The organism is Pseudomonas sp. GW821-FHT02A08, from assembly GCF_059422045.1.
Genome location: NZ_JBWKWD010000007.1, coordinates 138416 through 163781, shown reverse-complemented (window position 1 = coordinate 163781; position 25366 = coordinate 138416). Strand labels below are relative to the sequence as shown.

General features: G+C 61.7%; 21 protein-coding genes and 1 pseudogene. 9 read left to right on the top strand and 13 right to left on the bottom strand.

The genetic code is table 11. The features are described from left to right. Nucleotides 1-7: 7 nt before the first annotated feature. A complete protein-coding gene (locus tag AC07W4_RS07840; protein ID WP_495032056.1) occupies nucleotides 8-901 on the bottom strand; it encodes a PA4780 family RIO1-like protein kinase in 894 nt (297 codons plus the stop codon). Between the two features lie 344 nt (nucleotides 902-1245). On the opposite strand from AC07W4_RS07840, the pseudogene AC07W4_RS07835 reads away from it, so the two are divergent. Together AC07W4_RS07835 and AC07W4_RS07830 are read left to right on the top strand one after the other, a co-directional pair. Next, nucleotides 1246-2436, top strand: a pseudogene (locus AC07W4_RS07835) (cache domain-containing protein); the annotation flags it as partial. Between the two features lie 90 nt (nucleotides 2437-2526). Continuing rightward, nucleotides 2527-3294, top strand: coding sequence for a methyl-accepting chemotaxis protein (locus AC07W4_RS07830; protein WP_371319548.1), 768 nt, complete (start codon nucleotides 2527-2529; stop codon nucleotides 3292-3294). A gap of 159 nt (nucleotides 3295-3453) precedes the next feature. Here the strand turns inward: AC07W4_RS07830 and AC07W4_RS07825 are convergent, their stop codons facing one another. Continuing rightward, the gene (locus AC07W4_RS07825) at nucleotides 3454-4731 is read right to left on the bottom strand and encodes an acetyl-CoA C-acetyltransferase (RefSeq protein ID WP_495032055.1); all 1278 of its coding nucleotides are present in this window, start codon (nucleotides 4729-4731) and stop codon (nucleotides 3454-3456) included. A 214-nt stretch (nucleotides 4732-4945) separates the two neighbouring features. On the opposite strand from AC07W4_RS07825, the gene AC07W4_RS07820 reads away from it, so the two are divergent. Together AC07W4_RS07820 and AC07W4_RS07815 are read left to right on the top strand one after the other, a co-directional pair. Further along, entirely contained in the window at nucleotides 4946-6298 is a 1353-nt protein-coding gene (locus tag AC07W4_RS07820; RefSeq protein ID WP_495032054.1) for a 3-oxoacyl-ACP reductase, read from the top strand. Nucleotides 6299-6300: 2 nt separating this feature from the next. After that, nucleotides 6301-7155, top strand: coding sequence for a MaoC family dehydratase (locus tag AC07W4_RS07815; protein ID WP_495032053.1), 855 nt, complete (start codon nucleotides 6301-6303; stop codon nucleotides 7153-7155). A 61-nt stretch (nucleotides 7156-7216) separates the two neighbouring features. Here the strand turns inward: AC07W4_RS07815 and AC07W4_RS07810 are convergent, their stop codons facing one another. The 5 genes from AC07W4_RS07810 to AC07W4_RS07790 all read right to left on the bottom strand — a co-directional run bounded on the left by AC07W4_RS07810 (nucleotide 7217) and on the right by AC07W4_RS07790 (nucleotide 10527). After that, nucleotides 7217-7522, bottom strand: coding sequence for a DUF6124 family protein (locus tag AC07W4_RS07810; RefSeq protein ID WP_495032052.1), 306 nt, complete (start codon nucleotides 7520-7522; stop codon nucleotides 7217-7219). Between the two features lie 731 nt (nucleotides 7523-8253). Continuing rightward, nucleotides 8254-8817, bottom strand: a complete 564-nt coding sequence (locus tag AC07W4_RS07805) for a DUF4136 domain-containing protein (RefSeq protein ID WP_495032051.1) — start codon at nucleotides 8815-8817, stop codon at nucleotides 8254-8256. Between the two features lie 37 nt (nucleotides 8818-8854). Further along, entirely contained in the window at nucleotides 8855-9463 is a 609-nt protein-coding gene (locus AC07W4_RS07800; protein ID WP_495032050.1) for a DUF4136 domain-containing protein, read from the bottom strand. Nucleotides 9464-9475: 12 nt separating this feature from the next. Beyond that, on the bottom strand, nucleotides 9476-10225 hold the full coding sequence (locus AC07W4_RS07795) for a methyltransferase domain-containing protein (RefSeq protein WP_495032049.1): 750 nt from the start codon (nucleotides 10223-10225) through the stop codon (nucleotides 9476-9478). Beyond that, entirely contained in the window at nucleotides 10225-10527 is a 303-nt protein-coding gene (locus AC07W4_RS07790) for a MazG-like family protein (RefSeq protein ID WP_008053924.1), read from the bottom strand. Before AC07W4_RS07790 ends, AC07W4_RS07795 begins: the two co-directional genes overlap by 1 nt. A 156-nt stretch (nucleotides 10528-10683) precedes the next feature. On the opposite strand from AC07W4_RS07790, the gene AC07W4_RS07785 reads away from it, so the two are divergent. Both AC07W4_RS07785 and AC07W4_RS07780 read left to right on the top strand, forming a co-directional pair. Beyond that, on the top strand, nucleotides 10684-10977 hold the full coding sequence (locus AC07W4_RS07785; protein ID WP_495032048.1) for a hypothetical protein: 294 nt from the start codon (nucleotides 10684-10686) through the stop codon (nucleotides 10975-10977). 100 nt (nucleotides 10978-11077) lie between these two features. Next, the gene (locus tag AC07W4_RS07780; protein ID WP_495032047.1) at nucleotides 11078-12427 is read left to right on the top strand and encodes an MATE family efflux transporter; all 1350 of its coding nucleotides are present in this window, start codon (nucleotides 11078-11080) and stop codon (nucleotides 12425-12427) included. Between the two features lie 11 nt (nucleotides 12428-12438). Here the strand turns inward: AC07W4_RS07780 and AC07W4_RS07775 are convergent, their stop codons facing one another. The 6 genes from AC07W4_RS07775 to AC07W4_RS07750 all read right to left on the bottom strand — a co-directional run bounded on the left by AC07W4_RS07775 (nucleotide 12439) and on the right by AC07W4_RS07750 (nucleotide 19239). Then, on the bottom strand, nucleotides 12439-13239 hold the full coding sequence (locus AC07W4_RS07775; protein ID WP_495032046.1) for a DUF4123 domain-containing protein: 801 nt from the start codon (nucleotides 13237-13239) through the stop codon (nucleotides 12439-12441). Next, nucleotides 13236-14543: a type VI secretion system Vgr family protein gene (locus tag AC07W4_RS07770; RefSeq protein ID WP_495032045.1), complete on the bottom strand. Its 1308-nt coding sequence runs from the start codon at nucleotides 14541-14543 to the stop codon at nucleotides 13236-13238. The genes AC07W4_RS07775 and AC07W4_RS07770 overlap by 4 nt, the downstream gene beginning before the upstream one ends. 232 nt (nucleotides 14544-14775) lie before the next feature. After that, nucleotides 14776-16689: an arginine decarboxylase gene (speA, locus tag AC07W4_RS07765; RefSeq protein WP_008053934.1), complete on the bottom strand. Its 1914-nt coding sequence runs from the start codon at nucleotides 16687-16689 to the stop codon at nucleotides 14776-14778. Between the two features lie 219 nt (nucleotides 16690-16908). Beyond that, nucleotides 16909-17280, bottom strand: a complete 372-nt coding sequence (locus AC07W4_RS07760) for a translation initiation factor Sui1 (protein ID WP_495032044.1) — start codon at nucleotides 17278-17280, stop codon at nucleotides 16909-16911. A 330-nt stretch (nucleotides 17281-17610) separates the two neighbouring features. Then, entirely contained in the window at nucleotides 17611-18168 is a 558-nt protein-coding gene (locus tag AC07W4_RS07755) for an NUDIX hydrolase (protein ID WP_495032043.1), read from the bottom strand. A 3-nt stretch (nucleotides 18169-18171) separates the two neighbouring features. Further along, nucleotides 18172-19239: a DUF2333 family protein gene (locus AC07W4_RS07750; RefSeq protein ID WP_008053939.1), complete on the bottom strand. Its 1068-nt coding sequence runs from the start codon at nucleotides 19237-19239 to the stop codon at nucleotides 18172-18174. A gap of 486 nt (nucleotides 19240-19725) precedes the next feature. Between AC07W4_RS07750 and gcbA the strand changes: the two genes are divergently transcribed. The 3 genes from gcbA to AC07W4_RS07735 all read left to right on the top strand — a co-directional run bounded on the left by gcbA (nucleotide 19726) and on the right by AC07W4_RS07735 (nucleotide 25291). Continuing rightward, complete coding sequence (gene gcbA / locus AC07W4_RS07745) at nucleotides 19726-21396, top strand: diguanylate cyclase GcbA (protein WP_495032042.1); 1671 nt, start codon at nucleotides 19726-19728, stop codon at nucleotides 21394-21396. 52 nt (nucleotides 21397-21448) lie between these two features. Further along, on the top strand, nucleotides 21449-23395 hold the full coding sequence (locus AC07W4_RS07740; RefSeq protein ID WP_495032041.1) for a methyl-accepting chemotaxis protein: 1947 nt from the start codon (nucleotides 21449-21451) through the stop codon (nucleotides 23393-23395). 150 nt (nucleotides 23396-23545) lie between these two features. Continuing rightward, nucleotides 23546-25291, top strand: coding sequence for a protein-disulfide reductase DsbD (locus AC07W4_RS07735; RefSeq protein WP_495032040.1), 1746 nt, complete (start codon nucleotides 23546-23548; stop codon nucleotides 25289-25291). The last annotated feature ends 75 nt before the right edge of the window (nucleotides 25292-25366 follow it).

The window sequence follows — 25366 nt, the reverse complement described above, 5'->3', positions numbered from 1 at the left end:
TAGCCGATCACTGCATCCACGGTGGAGGCGGCTCTTCGGTCTTGCCCGGTGGAGCATCGTCCGCCGCGCGTACGGCCTGCTTGCGCTCTTCATCCAGGCGCGCAGCCTCGATCTCGCGCATGATGCCGCCCACGTCGGCCAGCTCTTCCGTATCGGCGAACTCGCCGGTCAGGACACTGGCCGGGTGCAAGGTGCCGGCCTCGTACAAGGCCCACATTTCCTTGGCGTACCTGGTCTTCTTCAACTCCGGCGCAAACCGCCCGAAGTAGGATGCCATGTTGCCCACGTCGCGCTCCAGCATGCTGAACGCGTGGTTGTTGCCCGCCGCATCCACCGCTTGTGGCAAGTCGATGATCACCGGGCCGGTCGGCGTCAGCAGCACGTTGAACTCGGACAGGTCGCCGTGCACCAGACCGGTACACAACATCAGCACGATCTGCGAAATCAGGAACGCGTGATATTCGCGTGCCTGGTCCGGTTCCAGTACCACATCGTTCAGACGCGGCGCGGCATCACCGTACTCGTCGGCCACCAGTTCCATGAGCAGCACGCCTTCGAGGAAGTCATACGGCTTGGGCACCCGCACACCGGCATTGGCCAGGCGGAACAGCGCCGCCACTTCAGCGTTCTGCCAAGCGTCTTCGGTTTCCTTGCGCCCGAATTTGGAACCCTTGGCCATGGCCCGGGCCTGACGGCTGTTGCGCACCTTGCGGCCTTCCTGGTACTCGGCCGCCTGACGGAAACTGCGTTTGTTCGCCTCCTTGTAGACCTTCGCGCAACGTAACTGGTTACCGCAGCGCACCACATAAACAGCTGCTTCTTTACCACTCATGAGTGGGCGCAGCACCTCGTCGACCAGACCGTCCTCGATCAGGGGTTCAATGCGTTTTGGAGTCTTCATCAGCTTTTATTGTGGGTCCTTTATTACCAAACACGCGAAAGTCATTCGTTATACGGCAATCCACTCACGGGGGGGAGGGGTTGCCGACTTATGAACATTGCAGATGCACACAATGTACCGATTTCATCAGGTAAAACCGACGACCGCCATGGGTCGTTCCAGATCATAGCCGAGCCTGCGTCACTTGTTGTGCAAGGGTATTGAGGGCAATTGCGACAGAAACTGACACCACTGTTCATACCTTCCGTAGGATTTTTCCCAACAGACCTCAATTTCCTCCGACAACAGCCGAAGTCCTTAGTGACAAAGTGATTTGTCCGACAATCGCTCCTCCAATAATAGCGATGCCGCACTCAAGGATCCGGGTAGACCAAGAACGTTTACGGCTGCCAATAAACCGCGAGTCATCTGCACTGCGTGGGCCTACAAGAAAATCTGGAGCGCGGATGAACATCAAACAGAAGTTGACCTGGGCGTTTGCAATCATCGCCTGCCTGCCCGTGGTGCTGGTCGCCACCCTCGTTGTGCTGAACCTGCGCAGTGATGCCAGGGACGAATTCGTCGACGGCAGTGCCCGCGAGATTCGTCAGGTCAGCAACGCCATGCAATTGTTCTTTGACGGCATCAGCCAGAACGTCGATTACCTGGCCAAGCAGCCGCTGATCCGAAACTCCGACGACAGCCTCAAGACTTACATGGCCGCCAACGCCGAGAGCGTCCCCCAGGGCGAGGCGGACAAAAAAGTCTTCACCCTGCTCCAGGACCTTGGCAACAGCCACCCGGCGTACGCCTATGCCATCCTCGGCACGGCGGCGGGCGGCTACGTGTCGTGGCCGGATGATCCAAAGCTGAACAACTATGACCCGCGCCAGCGCCCCTGGTACAAGGCCGCCCAGGCCAAACCAGGCAAGCCGTTTCGTACCGAGGCCTATTACTGGGCCCAGGACGACGCGACCTACGTCAGCACCGTGCGCACCATCGACAACAAGCTTGGCACCAACGGCGGCGTGGTCAGCATCGACGTGACGCTCAAGCAGCTCACCGAAATCGTCAAACAGATCAAGCTCGGTGAAACCGGCTACCTGATGCTGCTGGAAAACACCGGCATGGTCCTGGTGGACCCGAAACAGCCGGAACACAACTTCAAACCCCTGAACAGCCTGGGCGACGGCTATGCGCAACTGGCCAAGGCCGGCAAGGGCCTGGTGGAAGTGGAGCTCAACGGCGAGCACTACATGGCCAACGTCTGGCCATCGGAGCAACTGGGCTGGACCTTCATCGGCCTGATCAAACAGGACGACGTGATGAGCTCCGCGACCCAGTTGACCTGGTTGATCGCCATCATCGCCGCCGTCCTGGCCGTCGTCTTCGCCATCGTCGGCGCCAGTTTTGCCAGCCTCATCGTGCGCCCGATCCGCAGCGTGGCCAGCGGCCTGGAAGGCATCGCCCAGGGCGAAGGCGACCTGACCCAGAACCTGCAAATCCGTGGCAACGATGAAACCGCGCAACTGGCCAACTGGTTCAACCAGTTCCTGACCGCGATTCGCAACCTGATCCAGAACATCGGCGGCGCGGCGGGCAAGATTCTCGACACGTCCAAGAGTTCGACCCAGGTCTCCAGCGACATGGCCGAAGCCGCCGGGCGCCAGCGTGAAGCGGTGGACATGGTCTCCACGGCGTTCCACGAAATGGTCGCTACCGCCAACGAAGTCGCGCGCTCCTGCAGCCAGGCAGCGGAGTCTGCCGACAGTGGCCAGCGCCAGGCGCGCGAAGGTCAGCAACAGATCGATGCGGCGGTGAACAGCGTGGATCGCCTGAGCCAGGAAATCGAACAGTCGGCCCAGTCGATGCAACAGCTCGAACGCGACAGCAATGACATTCAATCGATCCTGGGGACCATTCGCTCGATCGCCGAACAAACCAACCTGCTGGCGCTGAACGCTGCGATCGAAGCGGCCCGTGCCGGTGAACAAGGACGCGGCTTTGCCGTGGTGGCTGACGAAGTGCGGGCCCTGGCCAAACGCACGGCCGACTCCACGGCAGAAATCGACGGACTGCTGGGCAACCTGGCCAAACGCACCAGCCAGGTAACCCAACAGATGCACGCCAGCCTGGAAGTGTCCCAGCAATCGGTGACGCGCATCGGCGAGGCGCGCAACAGCTTCGGGCAGATCCGCGAGTCGGTGGACGTGATCCGCGACATGAACACCCAGATCGCCACGGCGGCGGAACAACAGCATCAAGTGGCCGAAGACATCAACCGGCACATCAGCCAGATCCATGGCGATGCACAGTTGGTGGCGGAACTGGCCAACTCGGCGCGCCTGGATTCCCAGAGCCTGGCCGGGTTGTCCAATGAGCTGGACGGGTTGGTGCGCAGGTTCCGCACCTGATTTGCAAACTCCCACAGGACTTGTGCCAGGCACAGCTTATTTGCCGCCCCTGAAAACCTGTGGGAGCGGGCTTGCTCGCGAAGAGGGCATCACCTTCAACATCAATGTTGACTGCTATACCGCTTTCGCGAGCAAGCCCGCTCCCACAGTACTTTCTATTCAGCGCTCGATGATGGCGGTCACACCCTGCCCGCCTGCCGCGCAAATCGAAATCAGTCCCCGCCCCTTGCCCGCCGCATCCAGCAGCTTCGCCAGGTTGGCGACGATGCGCCCGCCCGTGGCGGCAAACGGGTGCCCCGCCGCCAGTGAACTGCCCTTGACGTTAAGTCGGCTGCGGTCAATCGAGCCCAACGCCGTGTCGAGGCCGAGACGGGTTTTGCAGTACTCCGGATCTTCCCAGGCCTTCAATGTGCACAGCACTTGCGCGGCGAAGGCTTCGTGGATTTCGTAGTAGTCGAAGTCCTGCAAGGTCAGGCCATTGCGCGCCAGCAATCGTGGTACGGCGTAGACCGGCGCCATCAACAACCCTTCCGCACCATTGACGAAATCCACCGCCGCCGCCTCGCCGTCACGCCAGTAGGCCAGAATCGGTAACCCGCGAGCCTTGGCCCATTCCTCGCTGCCCAGCAGCACCAGTGACGCACCATCGGTCAGTGGCGTGGAGTTGCCCGCCGTCAGGGTGCCCTTGGCGCTTTTCTCGTAGGCCGGCTTGAGTGCGGCGAGCTTTTCCAGGGTCGAATCCGGGCGCAGGTTGTTGTCGCGGGTCAGCCCCAGGAACGGCGTCATCAGGTCGTTGTGCCAGCCCTCGGCGTAAGACGCGGCCAGTTTCTGATGGCTCTCAAGCGCCAATTGATCCTGTGCCTGGCGAGGGATGTTCCAGGTCTGGGCCATCAACTCGCAATGCTGCCCCATGGACAACCCGGTACGCGGTTCGCCGTTGCGCGGGAACTCGGGGATCAGATGTTTGGGGCGCAATTGCAGGAAGGTTTTCAGTTTGTCGCCGGTGGTTTTCGCGCGGTTGGCTTGCAGGAGGATTTTGCGCAGGCCTTCGCTGACGCTGATCGGCGCATCCGAGGTGGTGTCCACGCCACCGGCGATGCCACAGTCGATCTGCCCCAGGGCAATCTTGTTCGCCACCAGCAACGCCGCTTCCAGCCCGGTGCCGCACGCCTGCTGGATGTCATAGGCCGGGGTGGCGGGCGACAGTCGCGAACCCAGTACGCATTCGCGCGTGAGGTTCATGTCCCGCGACAACTTGAGCACCGCCCCGGCGACCACTTCACCGATGCGCTGGCCGTGCAGGTTGTAACGTTCGATCAGGCCTTCGAGAGCGGCGGTGAGCATCACCTGGTTACTGGCCGTGGCGTAGGGGCCGTTGGAGCGGGCGAAAGGAATCCGGTTACCGCCGATGATCGCGACGCGGCGCAGTTGGGTCATAAGAGCTCCTGATGAATTATCTGAACTGAACACTGCCCCTTGTGGGAGCGGGCTTGCTCGCGAAGGCGGTCTGTCAGCTACATTGATGTCGACTGACTTATCGCCATCGCGAGCAAGCTCGCTCCTACACCAGCGTAGGCCTTATCTCGTGGATCGAACGACTGATCGCCATTCATGGTCCACACTTTGAATCCCGGCTTTCGGAGCGCGTTCCATGTCTGACCGCTATATCGACTTCGCCAATTCGTCCATCGGCCATCGCCTTGTCGGCGCCCTGGGGTTGCCGGCACCGACCCGACTGGAGCGCTGGCAGGCTGGCCGGCTGCGGCCCGTGGAAGGTGCGTTGCTGATCGGCGGCGGGCCGTTGGCGGAGCAAGTCAGCGCCCTCGCCAATCGTCTGACCGACGCGATCTACAGCTACGGCACCGAGCCTTCGATAGCGACCACCTGGATTCCCGGCCACGGACCGAAACTCAAGGCCGTGGTGTTCGACGCCTGTGATCTGCTGCACACCGATCAGCTCAAGCAACTGCGCGAGTTTTTCCAGCCGCTGATGAAGAACCTCGAACACTGCGCACACCTGGTGATTCTCGGGCGCGATCCGCAAACCCTGCGCGACCCGTTCGCCGCCAGTGCCCAGCGTGCCCTGGAAGGTTTCAGCCGTTCCCTGGCCAAGGAATTACGCAGCGGTGGCACCCTGCAATTGATCTACGTCGGCGAAGGTGCCGAGGCACAACTGGAAGGCCCGCTGCGGTTTTTCCTCTCACCGAAAAGCGCCTTCGTGTCGGGGCAGGTCATTCGCTTGAATCCGTGTTCGACACCCGTCACCGACTGGACACGCCCGCTCGCCGGGCGCAAGGCACTGGTCACCGGCGCAGCACGCGGTATCGGTGCCGCCATCGCCGAAACCCTGGCCCGCGATGGTGCCGACGTCACCCTGCTCGACGTGCCCCCGGCCAAAACCGATCTCGAAGCCCTCGCCGCACGCCTCGGCGGGCGCAGCATCACCCTCGACATCTGCGCCGAAGACGCCGCCGCGCAGTTGGTCGAACAACTGCCCGACGGCCTCGACATCGTGGTGCACAACGCCGGCATCACCCGGGATAAAACCCTGGCCAACATGACCCCGGAATTCTGGGACGCGGTGCTGGCGGTCAACCTCAACGCGCCGCAAGTGCTGACCAAAGCCCTGCTCGACAGCGGCACCCTGCACGACAACGGCCGGGTGATCCTGCTGGCGTCCATCAGCGGCATCGCCGGCAATCGAGGGCAAACCAATTACGCGGCGAGCAAGGCCGGGTTGATCGGTCTGGCACAAGCCTGGGCGCCGCTGCTCCACGAGCGCGGCATCAGCATCAACGCCGTGGCGCCGGGTTTCATCGAAACACAGATGACCGCACACATTCCCTTCGGCCTGCGCGAAGCCGGACGGCGCATGAGTTCGCTGGGCCAGGGCGGTCTTCCGCAAGACGTCGCCGAGGCCGTGGCCTGGCTCGCGCAACCGGGTACCGGCGCGTTCACCGGCCAAGCTTTACGCGTGTGTGGGCAAAGCGCTCTGGGGGCTTAAGGATGATCACCGACTGGCACACACTCAACCGCGAACCCGGCCTGCCTGGGTCGTACGCACGAGCGGCGACACGGCGCAAAATCACCGGCAGCCGCCTGCCCGATTCGGGTTTGCGTTGCTGGGTCGAAGTCGATCCCAAGCGCCTGGCGGCTTTTCGCAAGGTCTGTGGTTTCGCCGACAACGGCCTGCTGCCACCGACCTACCCGCACATCCTCGGGTTTGCCTTGCAGATGCAATTGCTCACGGCCAGAGACTTCCCGTTCCCACTGCTGGGCCTGATTCACCTGAGCAACCGCATTCGTGTACTGCGCCCCATGGGCGGGGTGAGTCGGGTGCGCGTCAGCGTGCGAGTGCAGAACCTGCAGCCCCACGCCAAAGGCGCGACGTTCGATCTGCTGACCAGCCTCGACGATCAGTTGGGCCCGTTGTGGAAAGCAGAAAGCCGGATGCTCTGTCGCGGCGTCAAACTCAAGGGCGAACCGCTTGAAGAGAACCTGGTATCGAGCCTGCCCCTGAGCGAAATCGAACACTGGAAAGCGCCGTCGGACATCGGCCGGCAATACGCCAGGGTGTCGGGCGACTACAACCCGATTCACCTGAGCGCGGCCAGCGCCCGAGTCTTCGGCTTCCCCGCTGCCATCGCCCATGGTTTGTGGAACAAGGCGCGCACTCTGGCGGCACTGGCCGGGCATCTGCCTGTGGCGAACGTCGAGATTGCGGTGCAGTTCAGGAAGCCGGTACGGTTGCCCAGTGAGGTGACGTTGCTGGCCAGTGCGCCGGGACCGAGCGGGGAACTGCAGTTGGTGGGCGCCGGGGATCTGGAACATATGGTCGGGCACTGGCGGCCGGTTGCCTGATCCTGACAAGGCCGATGTCTGTGGCGAGGGAGCTCGCTCCCTCGCCACAAAAGCTCCACGGTCAGTCTTGCGGATCGATATTATCCAAGGCCCGATTTACCGCCAGCTCACCCAGCATGATCACCTGCGCAATCCCCAGCAGAGTGTTGCGCTGCGAGCCCTTCAGAAACCCCGCAAAATCACTCGCCATCACACTCGCCGACGCCAGCGACTCACAGGCGTGGGCCAGCAGGGTCTCGGTGTCGATGTCCGGGGCGATGACGAACATCGTGCTGGGTTTATGGTTGACAGGTTGCCTGGGTGGATTGAGGTAGTGATCGAGGGCGCGGTCGTCGGTTTCGGGGGGATTTGGGGTGGGTTTGATCATGGTGAAGCTCCATTCTTGAGTTTGGAGTTCGCCATCACTGCGACCAAGCAGAAGGGTGGCGAACCGTACGCAGGTTGGTCGACCAGGGAATGGAAACCCGGCAGGGCCTAGGCCCTCCCACGCACAGCTCGCCATTAAGCAAGCACAAAAATGCCGCTCGCGCGGCACTGTGCGCCATTCTAAACCCGGGCGACCAAACCCGATCACTGATTTTGCAGCGACAGACAAAGGCTAGAGATCGCGCTTCCGACGGACAACCTGAAAAACGTGTCGGAGGTTTCCTCGGGATATGATGAAAATGACACAGGATTGATTGACTGTCAGGGCCTCATCGCGAGCAGTCTTGCTCCCACATTTAGGCCGGGTACATCTGAAAGATATTGGTCGGCTGTCAGGCCGCCTTCGCGGGCAAGCCCGCTCCCACAATGGGTCGGCGTACACCCACTGCTTCTCACCACTCAACAGGCCGAGCGTTAGCTCGCCTGCAGCTCTTGATCTTGATCCACCCGCCCCCTCGGCAGGCTGAATGCCGGAGCGAAGGAACCCCGAGCCTAAGCGAGGGGCCGTACGTTCGGGGCGAGTGATTTTTTTGCTTACTTTTTTTAGGCGCTTGTAAAAAAAGTGACTCGCCGTAAGGGCGAAACCGCCAGCCGCCGTCACCGCAGCAATGGATACGCACACCATCCAAAAAAACCCCCGTGGGCGCACAGGGGTTGAATGGCAGGCTGATTCTAGGACAAATGCGGTGGATAGTTGGCCAATATCCGCGTGACTGTTTCCAGGATGGCATCACGACGATCCGACGGGTTCGGTGTGCGGCTGAGTATCTGTTCGTCACTGCCACGCCACACCAGTTTGCCGTCCTTGCCATCGAGCAGGTCGATCTGGATGGTCGCTACCTTGTAGCTGACACTACGGGTTTCGTTATACATGGGCGCGCCATAGTAGCCATACCACGGGTACCCCCACCCGCCGCCATAGTTGGTGGTCACCTGCTGTTGCCGCTCTTCGACAATCAGGTAGGTTTGCACATTCAAGTCACCCTTGGCACCCGCGGCGGCCGGGCGCAGACCGCGCTGGTCCAGTTGATCGGCAACCGCCTGACGGATGCGCTGGTCGGTCAAGTCGCTCTTGATCCGTGGATCATCGGGACGATATTGCACGGCGGGTTCTTTCCACGCCCAGCTGCGATAGGCAGCAAAATCGCGGCTGGCGTCAAAATCATGATTGACCTGGTTGGCGGCGCAGGCACTGAGCAGCGCGACCATGGCCAGTAGAATGAAACGGCGGAACATGATGGTTCTCCTGCGAAATGCTTCTTATCTACAGAAGCTAACTAGGAGGATACGCCGACATTGCCTTTTCCACAGCCTCCCGTATGGCATCGGCGCGCTCGCTTTCGCTGCCCCGGTTGCCGGTTTCAGCGCTGGCGCTCCATATCGGTTGACCGCTTTTGGCGTCATACATATCCACCTGAACCACTACGACTTGCTCCTGATAGGTACGAACGACCGGTACGGTGGCGTACCCGCCATATCCAGGGCCGTAACCGTTGTAGCCACCATAACCGCCGCCGTAATAGTCGTCCTGAACCTGGCGCAAACGGGTTTCCATCCGCAGGTCGGCGCTGACAAACAGGTCGGCCGGGCGATTATCGTGCAGCGGGCGCAAGCCGCGTTGATCCAGCGCATTGCTGACCGCTTCGGCGATCTGCGCCGAGTCGGCCCAGGCGGTGCCCGGTGGCAGATGCCCGTCGAGCCAGGCCCAACTGCGGTAGCGTCCATAATCACGGGGGGCTGCCGGGTAAGCGCTGCGGTCAAAGGTCTTGGCGGCCTGGGGCGGTGCCGGTGGCAAAGGGTTGGACGTGGCGACATAGGGGTTGCTGCCCTGACAGGCCGCCAGCCCCAGGCAGAACACCAATACACCTGTATGACTTTTCATTGCGTGCTCCGATCAGACAGGCCGACAGATCCAGTGCAAATAACGCCCAAGCCCGGCAAAGCTCGGATGACGACGGTGGGCCAGCTCCATTTCCAGCAGGTCCGCCAGGTCGGCGCGGGCCTGGAATTCCACCGGCATGTAATCGTGAAAAACCCGCACGCCACTCTGTATTTCGACCTGCCACAGACCTTCAAGTTGCGCCGCCAGCTCGCGCGGATCAAGGGGCTGTTGCGGGGTCAGGCTCTGCTTTTCGCCGGCCATGTCGTTCTTGCGCATCTTGCGGAAATGGCCCTTGAGCAAGTTGCGATAAATCAGCGCGTCGCGGTTGTAGAACGCCAGGGACAGCCAGCCGTCGGCCTTGGTCAGTTGATGCAGCACCGGCAGTATGGCGTGGGGTTCGGCCAGCCATTCCAGCACGGCGTGGCACAGCACCAGGTCGTAGGGTTCGGTGAGCTGCCCCAACAGTTCCTGCCAGGGTGCCTGAATGAACGTGGCGCTCTGCCCGGCTTCGGCAAAACGCTGGCGGGCGCCTTCGAGCATCGGCTCGGCGGGCTCGGCGAGGGTCACCTGATGGCCGCGCTGGGCCAGCCACAACGACATGTGGCCAAGGCCGGCACCGATGTCCAGCACTCGCAGAGGGCGGTCGGGCAGGATTTCGGCCAGGTCGGCCTGCAACACCGCCAGACGGATCGCACCTTTGGCGCCACCGTAGATTTTTTCGGCGAAACGGGTCGCCAACTGATCGAAATGACGGTCGCTCATCAGCTGAACCTCCGTTCGCTGTCCGCCAGTTTGCTGCGCACCACGGCATCCATGTCCAGGCCCAGTTCGCTGCACAACAGCAACAGATAAAGCACGATGTCACCGACTTCCTGCCCGGCGTGGGCGAGCTTGTCCGCCGACAACTGGCGGGACTGGTCTTCGGTCAGCCACTGGAAAATCTCCACCAGCTCGGACATTTCCACGCTCGCGGCCATGGCCAGGTTTTTCGGGCTGTGAAATTGCCGCCAGTCATTGCGGTCACGGATGGCGTGCAGGCGTTCGGTCAGTTCAACAAGGTTCATCGGGCTCTCCTGAAGGCGTATAGCTTCGGGGGGATCACAGGTGAAGGCAAGGGGCAGAAGATGCATGCTCTGTGTGCAACCCTCTATGCTTGTGGGAACTCGGCAGCATGATCGACAGCCCAAGACTCATTTCACTTTAATCAGGACGTTCATTCCATGCAGGTAGAAGGTTTTTCCGAATGGCTCGGCCAGGTACTCGGCTCGATCATCCGTTTCATCGTTGATGCCCTCAGCGGGCTGTTCAGTCTGTTGAGCAACGCCAGCAGCAATTTTGTCGAAGGCCTGTCCCAGGCACTGGGCATGGATACCTCGGTCATCAGCATCGTGACCTTGATCCTCGGGCTGATACTGTTGTGGTCGGCGATCCGCGCCTTCCTCAATGCGTCGTTCATCATGGGGTTCATCTGGTTGGTACTGGGGCTTTGGTTGCTCAGCTGGATTATCCACTGACCCCACCGGACACTGTGGGATCGCCGCACCGCCGCTCCCACAATTGATCGCGGCTTGCTCTCGATGTGCCGCTACAATGCCGACTCCCCAAGGAGCCTGCATGTCCAACCTGACCGCCGACTGGCGCGACCGCCCTACCCATCGCCGGGTCTGGGCGCTCGCTGCGCCGATGATTCTTTCGAACATTTCCGTACCGCTGGTGGCGCTGGTCGACAGCACCGTCATCGGTCACCTGCCCCACGCCCATCAACTCGGCGCCGTCGCGGTCGGGGCCAGTCTGTACACCTTCCTCGCCTGGGCCATGGGTTTTCTGCGCATGGGCTCCACCGGGTTCGCCGCCCAGGCGGCCGGTCGTGGGGATGGCGCGGCCCTGCGGCAAATCCTGTTGCAAGGCCTGCTGCTCGCCATCGGCCTGGCCGTGGTATTGGGTGCGGTGGGCGTGCCTTTGAGCGGGGTCGCGTTGCACTTCATGCAACCGTCGGCGGAGCTCGATCAACTGACCCGCGAATTCTTCCACACCCGCCTGTTCGGCCTGCCGGCGGCGCTCGCCAGTTATGCACTGGTCGGCTGGTTTCTCGGCACCCAGAATGCCCGGGCGCCCCTGGCGATTCTGCTGAGCACCAACCTGGTCAACATTGCCCTGAACCTGTGGTTCGTCCTCGGCCTGGAATGGGGCGTGGTCGGTGCTGCCCGGGCCTCGGTGATTGCCGAATGGACCGGTGCGCTGATCGGCTTGCTGATGACCCGCAAAGCCCTGCGCGCCTACCCAGGGCATATCGTCTGGGCGGCATTGGCGCTGTGGCAGAGTTGGCGGCCATTGCTGGCGGTCAACCGCGACATCTTTATCCGCAGCCTGGCGCTGCAATCGGTGTTTTTCCTGATCACGGTGCAGGGCACGCGGCTGGGCGACGCCACGGTCGCGGCCAATGCTCTTTTACTCAATGGCTTGCTGCTGACCGCCCACGCCCTCGATGGCCTGGCCCACGCTGTCGAAGCCCTGTGCGGACATGCGCTTGGCGCCCGTGACCGCGATGCCCTGCGCCGTTCACTGGTGGTGGCGGGGGGCTGGTCGTTGCTGGCAAGCCTGGGCTTTGCCGTGCTGTTTCTGTTTGCAGGGCATCTGTTCATCGAGATGCAGACCGACATTCAAAGTGTGCGCGACACCGCGTTCATCTACCTGCCCTACCTCGCCGTACTGCCACTGATTGCCGTCTGGAGTTACCTGCTCGACGGCCTGTTCATTGGCGCCACCCGCGCCCGGGAAATGCGCAACGGCATGTTGCTGACCGTGGCGCTGGTGCTGCCCTTCGGCTGGGCACTGCAAGGCGGTGGCAACCATGGCCTGTGGATAACCTTTCTGTTGTTCATGCTGCTGCGCAGTCTGACCCTCGGCATGATCGCCTGGCGCCTGCGCCGTAACGATGGCTGGTTTGCCGGCAGCACTCACTGAGCGGGTCGAGTTCATGGCCAGGGTCGGTCGCTCTGCCACCGGTGGCGCAGACTGTCGAGGCGCTCCTGCTGAGTCCTGCCCGGCAATGGCTGCACGGGGACGGCGTCGGGATACTGCAAGCGTAGCCATATCCAGCCATCAAGCACCGGGCGCTCGCTGAAACCCAGCGCCAGCCCTTCCTGCACATGGGTCCACAGGCGGGGGAAATCGACACCAGTGGACCGGTTCCAGCGCCAGGCATGCTGTTCCAGCAGGCAGGTTTGCAATTTTCCCTGCTGCCCGGCGCTGAGGCTTTCCTCGACGGCCAACGGGCTGACCGCCAACCCCGGATTGGACAAGCGCTGCCAGCCCTCACACCCCATCGCGCGGTCGGCCCAACTGCCGCCGAACCAGCGTAACTGGTGGATGGGCCCTAGCCAGCGACTCAGTTCAACGGCATCGCAGGCATCGAAGAAATAACTGGCCGTGGTTGGGTTGTAGTAACTCAAAAGGGCCCGGTGCAGGCCAAGCGTGACCGTGAGCATGCGCCGCAAATGCGCCAGCAAAGATGCAGCGCCGGCCTCGCTGACCATCAGCAATCCGGGCCAGCGTTGTCCGTCGACGATGCATAAATCGGCCAGTGCCGGGCAGGTGCGCAGATCGACCAGGACCGGCCCCTGCTCATGCAGCGCGTGCCACTCCGTACCTTCGAACAGCCCGAACCATCGGGCCTGGGCAAACATCTGCCGAAGTGTGACACCCGCCTGTGGCGTACCCGGCACATCCAGCAACAGCCACTGCGGGGATGCCTCGGGCGTGCGTGTGGCGATCATGCTCCAGAGCTCTGGCCAAGCTGCGTCGCCAGACGACAGGTGCACAAAGCCTGTGCGCAATGGTTGAAGCTGCCGCCACCGGGCAGCAGGCACAACATCAGCAATGGCTCCCCCGAGTGCAACCATTGTTCCAGGCCCTCTTCATGGGCGCAGGTGGGCTGGGGCGTCTCCTCGATCGTTGCCGGTGCGTGCAGCACCCCGGTTATCTGCGGTTGATCGGGATCGCCCTCGACAAAACTCACGACCAGTTCAGTCCCTTCCCGTAATGACGAGAAGGCCGAGGCCTGCAACTGCCTGGCCAGGGGCAGCCAGCAATGACTGGGCGCCGCCCCTTCGCCCTGATAAAGCCAGTCGAATTGCACCGGTACCGGCCTTGTCGGGTCGGGGCCTGGCTCATCGACCTCGACCACCCACGCCCGTTGCGGGCCATGCATCCTTGGTTTGACCGTCGCACCGGGCGGCTCGATGGATGCCGGCCAGCGCAGGGCACGGGCCTGATTGTGGTAAGGCGTCGTCGCATCCTGGCGGCCCCAATGCTCAACGCGGGTCAGCAGCCAGAGCCGATTGCAATCGGCAACCGGATGACCTGACAGCGGCATCAGCCGACCGCTGCGCATAGTCGCCAGGTCCGTCCGGCATTCGGCGCACTGCACCGCTGTCCCACCGCTGCGCTGACGTTCGAAATGCCGCACCGCCGGCCGATCGCCCTCGCTGCGCAATTCCGCAGGTTCGCCGGATGGAAAATGCTGCTGATCATCCCCAAACACCACACAGTGCCCGCGGGCCCGGTGTTCGAAGTGGTAGTGAAGCCCTTCCCGGGCGCACAGTCGCCGGAGAAACTGCAGGTCTGACTCTCGATATTGCGTGCAAAAATCCCGGGGCGGGTATTCGCCGCTTAGCTCCAGACGTCGATCCCTGCCGGTAATGCCGTGCTCCCTGAGCACCTGGTCGAGGATTTGCGGCACTGAACGGGCGCTGAAGATTCGTTGGCTGAAGCGCTGGGCCAGGCAAGCTATTTTCGGCCCCAGGCGCACGTGGCAGAGTCGGGGTCCCGGGACATGGTCGCGCTGGACGAGTTCATGCAATTGTCCGTGCACGTGGTTTCCGGCTGGTCCGAAATGCAACGATGCCGGGCGGTACAGCAAACTGGCCAGGTCAAGCACCGGGTCTTCGATCAGCAGTTCCAGGTCGAACACGAACGGCTCGCTGATGGCTTCTCTGCCGGTAAAGGCCAGGACCTCTAAGGAGTCGGGCAGACCTGCTACATCCAGACGAAATGAAGGTTCGCTGACTGGATTGAACATCGGCGTTTCTCTACAGGAGGGGCGGCCGGGGATTCTCGCTGAGAGACATGGCCGAGTAGAGTGCCGAACAACAAATTAGGAAATAACCTACGCGAAAAGAAGACCAAATGCGTTGGTTTGTCGAAGATGCAGGAAATTTCGCCTGGAACAGGAGAATTGCCGCACCAGGTCATCTGAAATTTCCTCAGCGAAAGGAAAAATTTCAGACAACCTGATGAGCGTGACGCTTACCTCAGGAAGACAGGTAAGACGAACGGGTCAGCCCCAGACGCAAGGCATCGAGGAACTGCGTGCGCTCGCTGGCACTGATGCGGGCACTGGCGCACTTGTCGCGGTAGTGGGTCATCAGTTCTTCCGGCGACAAGTGTACATAGCGCAGCATGTCTTCGATGGTGTCGTGGGTTTCGATACCGGCGTGGTACACGCTGCCGTCGGCGTTCTGGTAGATGTTCACCGAGTCGGTGTCACCGAACAGGTTGTGCATGTCGCCGAGAATTTCCTGGTAGGCACCGACCAGGAACACACCCAGCAAGTAGTCCTCACCTTCTTTCAGCGCGTGTACCGGCAAACTGGTCTCGATGCTCTGCTCGTCGACGTACTGGTTGATCTTGCCGTCGGAGTCACAGGTCAGGTCTTGCAGTACCGCGCGACGCAGCGGCTCTTCGTCGAGACGGTGCAGCGGGATGATCGGCAGGACCTGGTCGATGGCCCAGGTGTCCGGCAGGCTCTGGAAAACCGAAAAGTTGCAGATGTACTTGTCGGCCAGCTTGTCGTTGAGTTCGTCCAGCACCTGACGGTGGGAACGCTGGCGTGCCTTCAACGAGTTGTGCAGGCGACGGCACACGGCGAAGTAGCATTGTTCGGCCAGGGCTTTCTCGGCCAGGGTCAGCTTGCCGTCGGCGTACTGGGAGGCAACATCGCTCATGTAGTGCGTGGCGCGCCAGTATGTTTCGGTAACCATCTCGATGTCGGTCGGACCCAGCAGGTCCACCAGCCACTGCACGGTTTCCGGCAGCGCTTCCTTGTTCTCGATCTGCGGCACGTCGTCGTTGTGTTTCTCGACGTCGGTCACCTGGATCACCAGCATGGCGTGGTGCGCGGTCAGGGAACGGCCGCTTTCGGAGAAGATGTTCGGGTGCGGCAGGCTCTGCGCATCGCAGAATTCCTTGAGCATCCCGACCACGACACCGGCGTAGTCGTCCATGTCGTAGTTGATCGAACTGGCGTTACGCGAGTGCGTGCCGTCGTAGTCCACGCCCAGACCACCGCCGACGTCGATGTGGTCCACCGGCAGTCCGAGGTTGCGCAACTCTCCGTAATAACGGATCGCTTCCTTGAAACCGTGCTGGTAGTCCGCCAGGTTGGCGATCTGCGAACCCATGTGGAAGTGCAGCAGGCGAATGCCCTGGTCCAGGCCGGCCGCGCGGAAACGCTCGACCACCGACAGCAGTTGCGCCGCCGACAGGCCGAACTTGGATTTCTCGCCGCCGGTGTCGGCCCACTTGCTCGACGCCAGGGACGACAGGCGCACTCGCAGGCCGACCTGAGGCTTGACCTTGAGCGAGTTGGCTTCTTCGATCACCAGGCCGACTTCGGATTCTTTCTCGATCACGATGAACACGTTGTGGCCGAGCTTCTGGCCCATCAGCGCCAGGCGAATGAATTCGCGGTCCTTGTAGCCGTTGCAGACGATGGTGCCGCCCTTCGGCGCCAGTGCCAGCACCGCCAGCAACTCAGGCTTGGAGCCGGCTTCCAGGCCAATGGAAACGTTCTGGGTGGCGATGATGTTCTCGATCACCGCTTCCTGCTGGTTGACCTTGATCGGGTACAGCGCTGTGTACTTGCTCTGGTATTCCAGACGCTCGATGTTGGCGTCGAACGCACCGGTCAGCTGACGCACGCGGTCTTGCAGGATGTCCGGGAAACGGACCAGCAATGGCAAGGACAGGCCGCTTTTGCGCAGCTGGTCGACTTGCTCGAACAGGTCGATAGGCGAACTGCTCGGACCGTTCGGACGAACTTCGACGCGACCGGCGTCATTGATCGCGAAATACCCGGCCCCCCAATGGCGAATCCCGTAAACACTGCGGCTGTCCGCAACTGTCCATTGGCTGCCATCGTCTTTGCGTGTGCGTCGTACGGACATCGAAGTCCCCTATAAAGAAGTCATAGTGCGTCGCCTGGGTTCAGGCCGGCGCAGTCTAAAGAATGAAAATGACGGTTCGTCAACGAGGCAATAGACCCCGCCGACCGCAGTGAGTTTAGATACCGGTCATGAACAGGCTCTGTGAAAACCATGTAGACGATGCCGGACCTGAATGTCATCAGGACCGGATCAAGCCGAGGGTGGTTTTCACAGAGGCTGCTAGCCGCCGGACTTCTTCGCTTTGAAACCGAGCTTGATCAGTTCTGCCAAGAGTAGCTCGACATGATCGCCCTGGATTTCGATGACTCCGTCTTTCAGCGCCCCACCGGTACCGCAACGTTTCTTCAACGTCGTGGCCAGGTCCTTGAGCGCGTCTTCAGCCAACGGCATGCCGGTGATGGTGGTCACCGTCTTGCCGCCACGGCCCTTGCTTTCGCGACGCACGCGAGCGATGCCGTCGCCGGCCGGGATAACGGTCTGTTTGCAGATGCAGGCGTCCACCGGTTTACTGCATTCCGGGCAATGACGACCTGCGTCGGTGGAAAATACCAGGCCGCCCAAGGCGGCGAAGGATGCGGCTTTTTTGGCCACCGGCAATCCTCTTCGGAGGACAAAGACTGGTCGCAGCACTTGGGAAGGCTATCGACCGCGAAGCCCCACTCAGGCAGGGGCAGCGCTACTGAAACGGTACAACATTGCTGAAACGCAATGGCTCACGAACGATGACGTCTTCTGTAGGAGCGAGCTCGCTCGCGATGGACGTCAACGATAATGCGCGGCATCAGGCAGCATGCGTCGCCTTTGCGTTTTTCGCGAGCAAGCTCGCTCCTACAAAAACAACCAGCAATACCGGTTCAGTTTGAAAAGGTCGCGCAGTGTAACGGCAAAAACGCCGATTGCTAAGAGCCAATCGGCGCCAATTTATAGCTGTTTTGCGACGTCGATCCCGCGTGAGCGCAAATAGCGCTTCAACGCGGCTAGAGAGTCCGGGCAATAAGGCTTTTGCTCGATTTCCTGCATGACCTGATCGATGGGGATAAAGCGCGCTTCGAGCACCTCTTCCGGTTGCAGGGTCAACGGGCCGTCCCACACCGCCGAGAACGCCGAACACCACAGCCGATTGTCGGTGTCCTCGAAGAAAAAATGGTCGTGGGCGGTCAGCTCCACGCCACTCACTCCGAGCTCCTCTTCCAGTTCCCTGGCCGCCGATTCGGCGTAGGTTTCACTGGCGAGCACCATGCCCCCCGCCGCCACGTCCCAGTAACCGGGATAGATTGCCTTGCTCAGGGTGCGCCGGTGCACGCACAGCTCGCCAGCGGAGTTGAACAACATAATGTAGGTGCCGCGCCCGATCAGCCCGCGCTCGCGCAAATCGGAACGGACCAGGGCGCCGAGCAGGTTGTCCTGCTCGTCGACCCAGGCGATCTGTTCGGCATCGGAAGCCGCACGGTGCGCAGCCTCCCTGGTGTTATCAACCATGACTCAGCCCTGATTGAGCAATTGACGCAAATCGATCACTGCCGCGTTGGCCCGGGAAATGTAGTTGGCCATGACCAGCGAGTGGTTGGCCAATACGCCGAAGCCACTGCCGTTGAGGATCATCGGGCTCCACACCGGCTCCTGCGACGCTTCCAGCTCACGAATGATCTGACGCACGCTGACCGTGGCGTTCTTCTTGGCCAGCACATCGGCGAAGTCGACTTCAATGGCACGCAGCAGGTGCGACAGAGCCCAGGCCTGGCCGCGAGCTTCGTAGAACACATTGTCGATCTGCAGCCATGGGGTTTCGACGATTTCTTCATCAACCTGCGGCGCCACACCCGGTGCCACGACTTCGGTTTTCAATGCTGTATTGAGCTTGACCCGGCCCACACTGGCCGACAGCCGTTGCGACAGCGAGCCCAGGCGGGTGCCGACGTCACCCAGCCAGTTGTTCAGGTTGTCGGCGCGAGCATAGAACAACGCACTTTTCTGGTTCGGATCGGACAGGCGCGCCTGATAGCGGCTCAGGGAATTGATGCCTTCCTGGTACTCGGACTCACTGGATGGCAGCACCCAGCTCTTGTTGTCGAAGTTGAAACGCGGCTCGGCCTTGGCCAGGTCGGCGTCTTCGGCGGACTGCGACTGCGAACGGGCGAAGTCTTTACGCATTGCCCGGCTCAGGTCGCGGACCTGCACCAGCACGCCATATTCCCAGCTCGGCATGTTGTCCATCCACAGGCCTGGCGGGAACCGGTCGTTGGAAATATAGCCGCCCGGCTTGGTCAGCAAGGTGCCGGCGACGGTCTTGAGGGTTTCCACCGTGGTGTAGCCGACGACCATCTGCTTGCCTTCTTTCTCGGCCGCCAGTTGCGCGGTTTGCTGGACCGGGAACAGTGCCGGCTCCTGGCTCCAGTACCAGCCCAGGACACTCGCCACCAACAGGTAGATGCCCAGCAGAGTGGCCAGCGCCCGGCTGAACAACAGACCGCCCAGGTAACTGCGGGTCTCCGACTTCGGTTCAGCGGCACGTTCAGGCGCACTGTCTGTGCGGTTCTTCCAGTCCAGCATGGCGATATCCTTTCAAGCTCTTGAGTTCAACGGTTCGACCGCAACCATACAACAACGTGCCTTGGCCCGGCACCCGCCATCGCACCGATGCGCAAAATTACCGGGCTTGCGGATCAAAAGAACGCCTGTGCACCCGACGATGCCGCAGCCATCGAAATCCCCCCTAATGGTTTGGATTGCCACGCCAAGGGAATCCCTGACCCTCGAAAACCCAAAAAACCGAGCCGGTCAGTACTGACAAAAAATCGTGAATGGCCGGCTGTCAGTCATTCGCTCATTCCCACCCCACGCCCGCCAAGTGCCCTGATTCAAGCACTTCGCCCCTTGCAAGGCGCGACCATAAAGGCTCGAATGAGACCGATCAGTCACAAACTGAATGAAGTCACATTGCAGATTATTGACGTACAGCACTCATGTAATGGAAAAGCAGTGCTAGCATAGAGCCACCACTCGACCTCAGTGTTCACCCTAACTAGTAGTCAGGATATGACCGAGCCAGAAGACCCCAGCCGCGAGCGCCTCAAGCACCACTTTGCCCAGCGGGTAATTCATCAGGCTCGTCAGATTCTTGAGATATGGCAGCGCCTGCAACGCAGTGAGTGGTCCACCGCCGACCTTTCGGAACTGAGCGAGGCCAATCTGCGCCTGCTGCGTTTCGCCGAGCGTTTCGAACAACCGGAACACACGCAACTGGCACGCCACATCGGTCAGTCCCTGGAGGCGGTCGATGCCAATCGCGGACGCCTGAGCAGCGGCCTGATCACCGACCTCAATCGCTTGATGCAGCGCCTGTCACGCACCGGCCTGCGTCATGGCGACCAACTCGATCAAACCTTCCTGCCGCCGCTGCGCAAGCCCATCTACGTGATGCTGCAGGATCACGACCGAGCCGATCGCCTGGCCAAACAACTGGAGTTCTTCGGCCTCAGCGCCCAGTCCCTGGACAGCGTAGATGCGTTTCGCTCATCGATGGTCGAGCGCCTGCCGGCGGCGATTGTCATGGACGTGGATTTCAGTGGCGCCGGCGTCGGCCTGAAACTGGCCGCCGAAGCCCAGGAAGGCCTCGATCATCAGCTGCCGCTGCTGTTCTTCAGCCTGCACGAAACCGACACCCCTACCCGCCTGGCCGCCGTGCGTGCCGGTGGCCAGGAGTTCCTCACCGGCACCCTCGAAGCGTCGAGCCTGCTGGAGAAGATCGAAGTCCTGACCTGCGTCGCCCAGTACGAGCCTTATAAAGTGCTGATCATCGACGACTCCCGCGCCCAGGCCTTGCACACCGAGCGCCTGCTCAACAGCGCCGGGATCGTCACCCGGACCTTGATCGAGCCGATCCAGGCCATGGCCGAACTGGCGGATTTCCAGCCGGACCTGATCATCCTTGACATGTACATGCCAGCCTGCACCGGTACGGAACTGGCCAAGGTCATTCGCCATAACGACCGCTATGTCAGCGTGCCGATCATTTACCTGTCGGCCGAAGACGACCTGGACAAGCAACTCGACGCCATGAGCGAAGGTGGCGATGACTTCCTGACCAAACCGATCAAGCCCCGGCACCTGATCACCACCGTGCGCAACCGTGCAGCAAGGGCCCGCAACCTCAAGGCACGGATGGTCCGCGACAGCCTCACCGGCCTGTACAACCACACGCACATCCTGCAATTGCTCGAAGATTGCTCGTTCCGCGCCCGCCGCGAAAACAAGCCGCTGAGTTTTGCCATGCTCGACATCGACCACTTCAAACGGGTCAACGACAGCCACGGCCACCCCATGGGCGACCGGGTGATCAAGAGCCTGGCGCTGTTTCTCAAGCAACGCCTGCGCAAAACCGACTTCATCGGCCGCTACGGTGGCGAAGAATTCGCGATCGTCATGCCGGACACCGATATCGAAGCGGCCTACAACGTGCTCGATGAAATCCGTCAGCGCTTTGCCGAAATTCACTACCCCGCACAACCCGAGGATCTGTGGTGCACCTTCAGCGCCGGAGTGGTTGAGCTTTGCGAAAGCTCCGACAGCCTGATGATGGCCAGCCAGGCGGACGAAGCGCTGTATCGCGCCAAACACGGCGGACGCAATCGCGTCCAGGCTGCGCGGACGTCAAAGCAAAGTGCCACTTTTTTATCGGAATCGACCGATACGGTCATAACCCTGTAACAGAAACGCAATAACTTCAGGCACTTACCATTTCTGCCGTTGGTAGTCCGTGATGCGCCTGAAGCTGCTGACCAATCTTAATACCCTCCTTCTGGTGGCCGTGTGCGTGGCCCTCGGCGCTACGCTGTGGTGGTCGCAGAAAGCCCTCGAGCGCCCGTATCTATTAATGGAGCGCTACCTGGGCCTGTCGCAGCAGTTTCAGAATGACGTCGCCCGCAGCGTCGAGGATTACCTGGGCAGCGGCGATGCACTGCGCCTGAGCAGCGCCGCCCAAGGCATCGACAGCCTGAAAAAAGAACTCGGCGAATTGCCGCCGGCCCTGGCCGAGACGTTGCGCCCCAGCCTGTCGACCCTTGAAGAATTCAGCAAGACCGACCTGCTGGCCGCCGGCAAACTGGCGGGCGATCCGCAAGCCCTGCTGCTGCAGGCCGAGCGCGAACTGGGCGCCAGTCTCGATCAGCTCAGCCAGTACGCCAGTGGCAATGCGGCTTACCTGTCGCCGCTGCTCACCGCATCGCAGCACCTGGGCAAACTGTCCCTGGCCCGGGACAAACTGGTCAGCAGCGGCCGCAGTGAACTGGCCGCCGATGTCGAACGCGAAGTGACCAACATCCGTGCCCAGGCAGAGAAACTCGACGCCCTGCCATTACTCGGCGTGACCACCAGCAGCGAGTCGAACACCGATGATTTCGCCTCGATGATGGGCCTTGAGAACACGGAAAAAACCGTCGCCGAAGATGCCGGCGTCGGCCTCAAGCGCGAGCTCAACAGCCTGCTCACCCGCTACCCGGCCGAGCTCTCGCGCACCCGCGATCAAATCCGCAAACGCGCCGAGCTCAGCGCGGCGACCCACATGAAAATCGCCGACGTGCAACAGGCCATTGCCGGTCTCGAACCGGTGGTGCGCGCCCAGCACGGGCAGATCCAGAGTGAAGTGAGGCTGATACAAGGCGTGATGATCGGCTTGATTCTGTTGATCGCACTGCTGATCGACACCCTGCAGCGCAAACTCGCCCGGACCCTGACCAACCTCGCCCCGGCCCTCTCTACCTGGGCCGAAGGCGACTTCAGCCACGACATTCAACTGGGCAACACCAACCGCGAATTGCATGACATTGAAGCTTCGCTCAACCGCTTGCGCGCCTATCTGGTGGACCTGGTCGGGACCATTCGCCGCAATGCCGAACAGGTGGCCGGCAGCAGCCGCACCCTGGCGGACCTGAGCAACGACCTGCATGACGGCGCCGAGCATCAGGCCGGTGACACGGCACTGATACGCGACTCCCTCAGCGAACTGGAAGCGACCATTCAACAAGTCGCCGGCGACGCCAGCCAGGCCGCCGACGCCAGCCGCCACGCCGGTCTGGCCGTGGAGCACGGACAAAAAGTCATCGGCTTGAGCCTCACCGGCCTGCATGCGCTGGTGGGTGAAGTGCAAGGCAATGCGCAAATGATCGAGCACCTGGCCGAAGAGTCGGCCACCATCGGTGGCGTGTTGACGGTGATCCGCTCGATTGCCGACCAGACCAACCTGCTGGCCTTGAACGCCGCCATCGAGGCCGCCCGGGCCGGGGAAATGGGCCGAGGCTTTGCGGTGGTGGCCGAAGAGGTGCGCTCACTGGCGCAACGTACAGCCGGGGCCACGGCAGAAATCCAGACGCTGATCGCAGGACTGCAAACCGCCGCGCGGCAATCGGTGGAAGGCATGCGCGCCCAGGTCGAACACGCCGAAGCCACGGCCAACCAGGCCCAGGCCGCTGATGGCGCACTGGATAAAATCGTCGGCGCGATCCAGACCATTTCCGACACGGCGGTCCGCATCGCCGATGTCACTGCCCAGCAAAGCGGCGCTGTCAGCGAGATCCGCGACCACAGTGAGCGAATTCACCAGTTGGGCGGGGATAACTTGCTGCGCATTGGCGAAGGTCGTGAGCAGGGGGAAAATTTGCTGGTGTTGGGCGGGCGACTGCATACAGCCGTTCAAGCCTTCCGCGTCTGACAGACCGCCTTCGCGAGCAAGCCCGCTCCCACATCCCCTGTGGGGGCGGGCTTGCTCGCGAAGGCGCCAGATCAATCACCACAGATTCCCGGCCTGCACACCCCTCCGCTGTCCGCTATCATCCCCCCAATTCCGATACGCGAGATCGTCATGCGCCGCCTGCTCTGCCTACTGTTTTTAGTGTTCGCCCTGCCGGCCAGCGCCACCGGCCTGTTGGAAAATCGTCCCAATTCGACCCTGGGCTCGATCAACAACAGCGCCGACTTCCTGCCGGTGCGCGAAGCGTTCCAGCTGAGCCTGGTAGAAAGTACACCGCAATCGATCAAGCTGCGCTTCGTCGCCACCGAAGGTTATTACCTCTACCGTCACCGCTTTCAATTTCGCGCCGATCCGGCCGATGTCGTCCTCGGCGCGGCGAAACTGCCCGACGGTCAGAAAAAACACGATGAATACTTCGGCGATGTCGAGGTCTACTACGGCATTCTCGACGTCGAGTTGCCGCGCACCGACCAACGCGCCTTCACCCTGGCCGTGACCTATCAGGGATGCGCCGACAAGGGCCTGTGCTATCCGCCGGAAACCGAGCGCCTGAGCATCGACGGCAGCGGCGCTCCGGCGACGGTTTATCCATGGAGCTGGCGCGAACTGGCGTTGTTTTTCCTCGCCGGCCTGGGCCTGACGTTCACGCCCTGCGTGCTGCCCATGCTGCCGATCCTTTCCGGCGTGGTGCTGCGCGGTCAGGTCGGTGGCTGGCGCGGTTTCAATCTGTCACTGGCCTATGTGCTGCCGATGGCCGCCTGCTTTGCCCTGCTTGGTGCACTGATGGGCCTGTTCGGTGCCCAGCTCAATCTACAGGCGCGACTGCAGTCGGCCTGGGTGTTGGTGCCGTTCGCGATGTTTTTCGCCGTGTTTGCCCTGGCGATGTTCGGCGTCTTCGAACTCAAGTTGCCGCACGCCATCAGCAGTCGCCTGGACCGTATCGCCGGCCGCACCAAAGGCGGGTCACTGTTGGGAGCCGCGGTGTTGGGCGTGGTTTCCAGCTTGCTGGTTTCACCCTGCGTTTCGGCGCCATTGGCCGGGGCGCTGCTGTACATCAGCGCCAGTGGCGATGCGCTGGGCGGCGGCTTGAAGCTGTTCATGCTCGGCCTCGGCATGGGCGCACCGCTGTTGCTGGTGGCCACCGGTGGCGCAGCCTGGCTGCCGAAAAGCGGTCCGTGGCTGGTCTACGTGAAAAATGCGATTGGTGTGTTATTGCTCGGGTTGGCCGTCGCGCTGCTCAGCCGCGTCCTGCCAGGTCAGGTCACCTTGCTGCTGATCGGTTTGCTGGCCGGCGGCGTCGGCTTGTTCATGGGGGCGCTGGAGTTCGTCTATAAACCACCGCGCAAACGCCTGGGCCAATTGCTCGGCATGTTCCTGCTGTTTTATGCACTGGCCTGCTGGTACGGCGCCTTCAGCGGCCAAACCGATCCGTTCAACCCGATTGGCCAGCCCCGCATCGTTGCCAACAGCGGCCCCGGGCAAAACACCAGCACCTGGCAAACCGTGAGCACACCGGCCGATCTGGACCGCGCACTCGCCGACGCACGCTCATCCGGCACACCGCTGCTGCTCGACTGGTACGCCGACTGGTGCATCAGCTGCAAAGTCATTGAACGCGAAGTGCTGGACGACCCTGTCGTCATCGAGCGCCTCAAGGGTTACCGGCTGATCCGCTTCGACATCACCGCCAGCAACGCCGAGCAACGCGCCCTGCTCGATCGCTACCAGTTGTTCGGTCCACCGGCCTTGATGTTTTTCGGCAAGGATGGTGCGGAACGCGCCGATGTAAGGGTGATCGGCGAGATCAACGCCAGGGACTTCGCCGAACGTGTTGCCAGGGCGAATGACCACATTTAATCAAGCAGTCATATATTTCGCGCAAACATCGGTCATCGTGCTGGCTATTGCAGAGAACTGGACAGTCACAAAGGC

Bases quoted from the DNA above. Each gene is read 5' to 3' on its own strand.
- AC07W4_RS07795 (WP_495032049.1), bottom strand. From the start codon at position 10,225: ATGAGCGACCGTCATTTCGATCAGTTGGCGACCCGTTTCGCCGAAAAA.
- AC07W4_RS07825 (WP_495032055.1), bottom strand. From the start codon at position 4,731: ATGACCCAACTGCGCCGCGTCGCGATCATCGGCGGTAACCGGATTCCT.
- AC07W4_RS07790 (WP_008053924.1), bottom strand. From the start codon at position 10,527: ATGAACCTTGTTGAACTGACCGAACGCCTGCACGCCATCCGTGACCGC.
- AC07W4_RS07750 (WP_008053939.1), bottom strand. From the start codon at position 19,239: ATGCTGGACTGGAAGAACCGCACAGACAGTGCGCCTGAACGTGCCGCT.
- AC07W4_RS07840 (WP_495032056.1), bottom strand. From the start codon at position 901: ATGAAGACTCCAAAACGCATTGAACCCCTGATCGAGGACGGTCTGGTC.
- AC07W4_RS07820 (WP_495032054.1), top strand. From the start codon at position 4,946: ATGTCTGACCGCTATATCGACTTCGCCAATTCGTCCATCGGCCATCGC.
- AC07W4_RS07735 (WP_495032040.1), top strand. From the start codon at position 23,546: ATGCGCCGCCTGCTCTGCCTACTGTTTTTAGTGTTCGCCCTGCCGGCC.
- AC07W4_RS07770 (WP_495032045.1), bottom strand. From the start codon at position 14,543: ATGTTCAATCCAGTCAGCGAACCTTCATTTCGTCTGGATGTAGCAGGT.
- AC07W4_RS07785 (WP_495032048.1), top strand. From the start codon at position 10,684: ATGCAGGTAGAAGGTTTTTCCGAATGGCTCGGCCAGGTACTCGGCTCG.
- AC07W4_RS07780 (WP_495032047.1), top strand. From the start codon at position 11,078: ATGTCCAACCTGACCGCCGACTGGCGCGACCGCCCTACCCATCGCCGG.
- AC07W4_RS07800 (WP_495032050.1), bottom strand. From the start codon at position 9,463: ATGAAAAGTCATACAGGTGTATTGGTGTTCTGCCTGGGGCTGGCGGCC.
- speA (WP_008053934.1), bottom strand. From the start codon at position 16,689: ATGTCCGTACGACGCACACGCAAAGACGATGGCAGCCAATGGACAGTT.
- AC07W4_RS07755 (WP_495032043.1), bottom strand. From the start codon at position 18,168: ATGGTTGATAACACCAGGGAGGCTGCGCACCGTGCGGCTTCCGATGCC.
- AC07W4_RS07810 (WP_495032052.1), bottom strand. From the start codon at position 7,522: ATGATCAAACCCACCCCAAATCCCCCCGAAACCGACGACCGCGCCCTC.
- gcbA (WP_495032042.1), top strand. From the start codon at position 19,726: ATGACCGAGCCAGAAGACCCCAGCCGCGAGCGCCTCAAGCACCACTTT.
- AC07W4_RS07805 (WP_495032051.1), bottom strand. From the start codon at position 8,817: ATGTTCCGCCGTTTCATTCTACTGGCCATGGTCGCGCTGCTCAGTGCC.
- AC07W4_RS07740 (WP_495032041.1), top strand. From the start codon at position 21,449: ATGCGCCTGAAGCTGCTGACCAATCTTAATACCCTCCTTCTGGTGGCC.
- AC07W4_RS07775 (WP_495032046.1), bottom strand. From the start codon at position 13,239: ATGATCGCCACACGCACGCCCGAGGCATCCCCGCAGTGGCTGTTGCTG.
- AC07W4_RS07830 (WP_371319548.1), top strand. From the start codon at position 2,527: ATGGCCGAAGCCGCCGGGCGCCAGCGTGAAGCGGTGGACATGGTCTCC.
- AC07W4_RS07815 (WP_495032053.1), top strand. From the start codon at position 6,301: ATGATCACCGACTGGCACACACTCAACCGCGAACCCGGCCTGCCTGGG.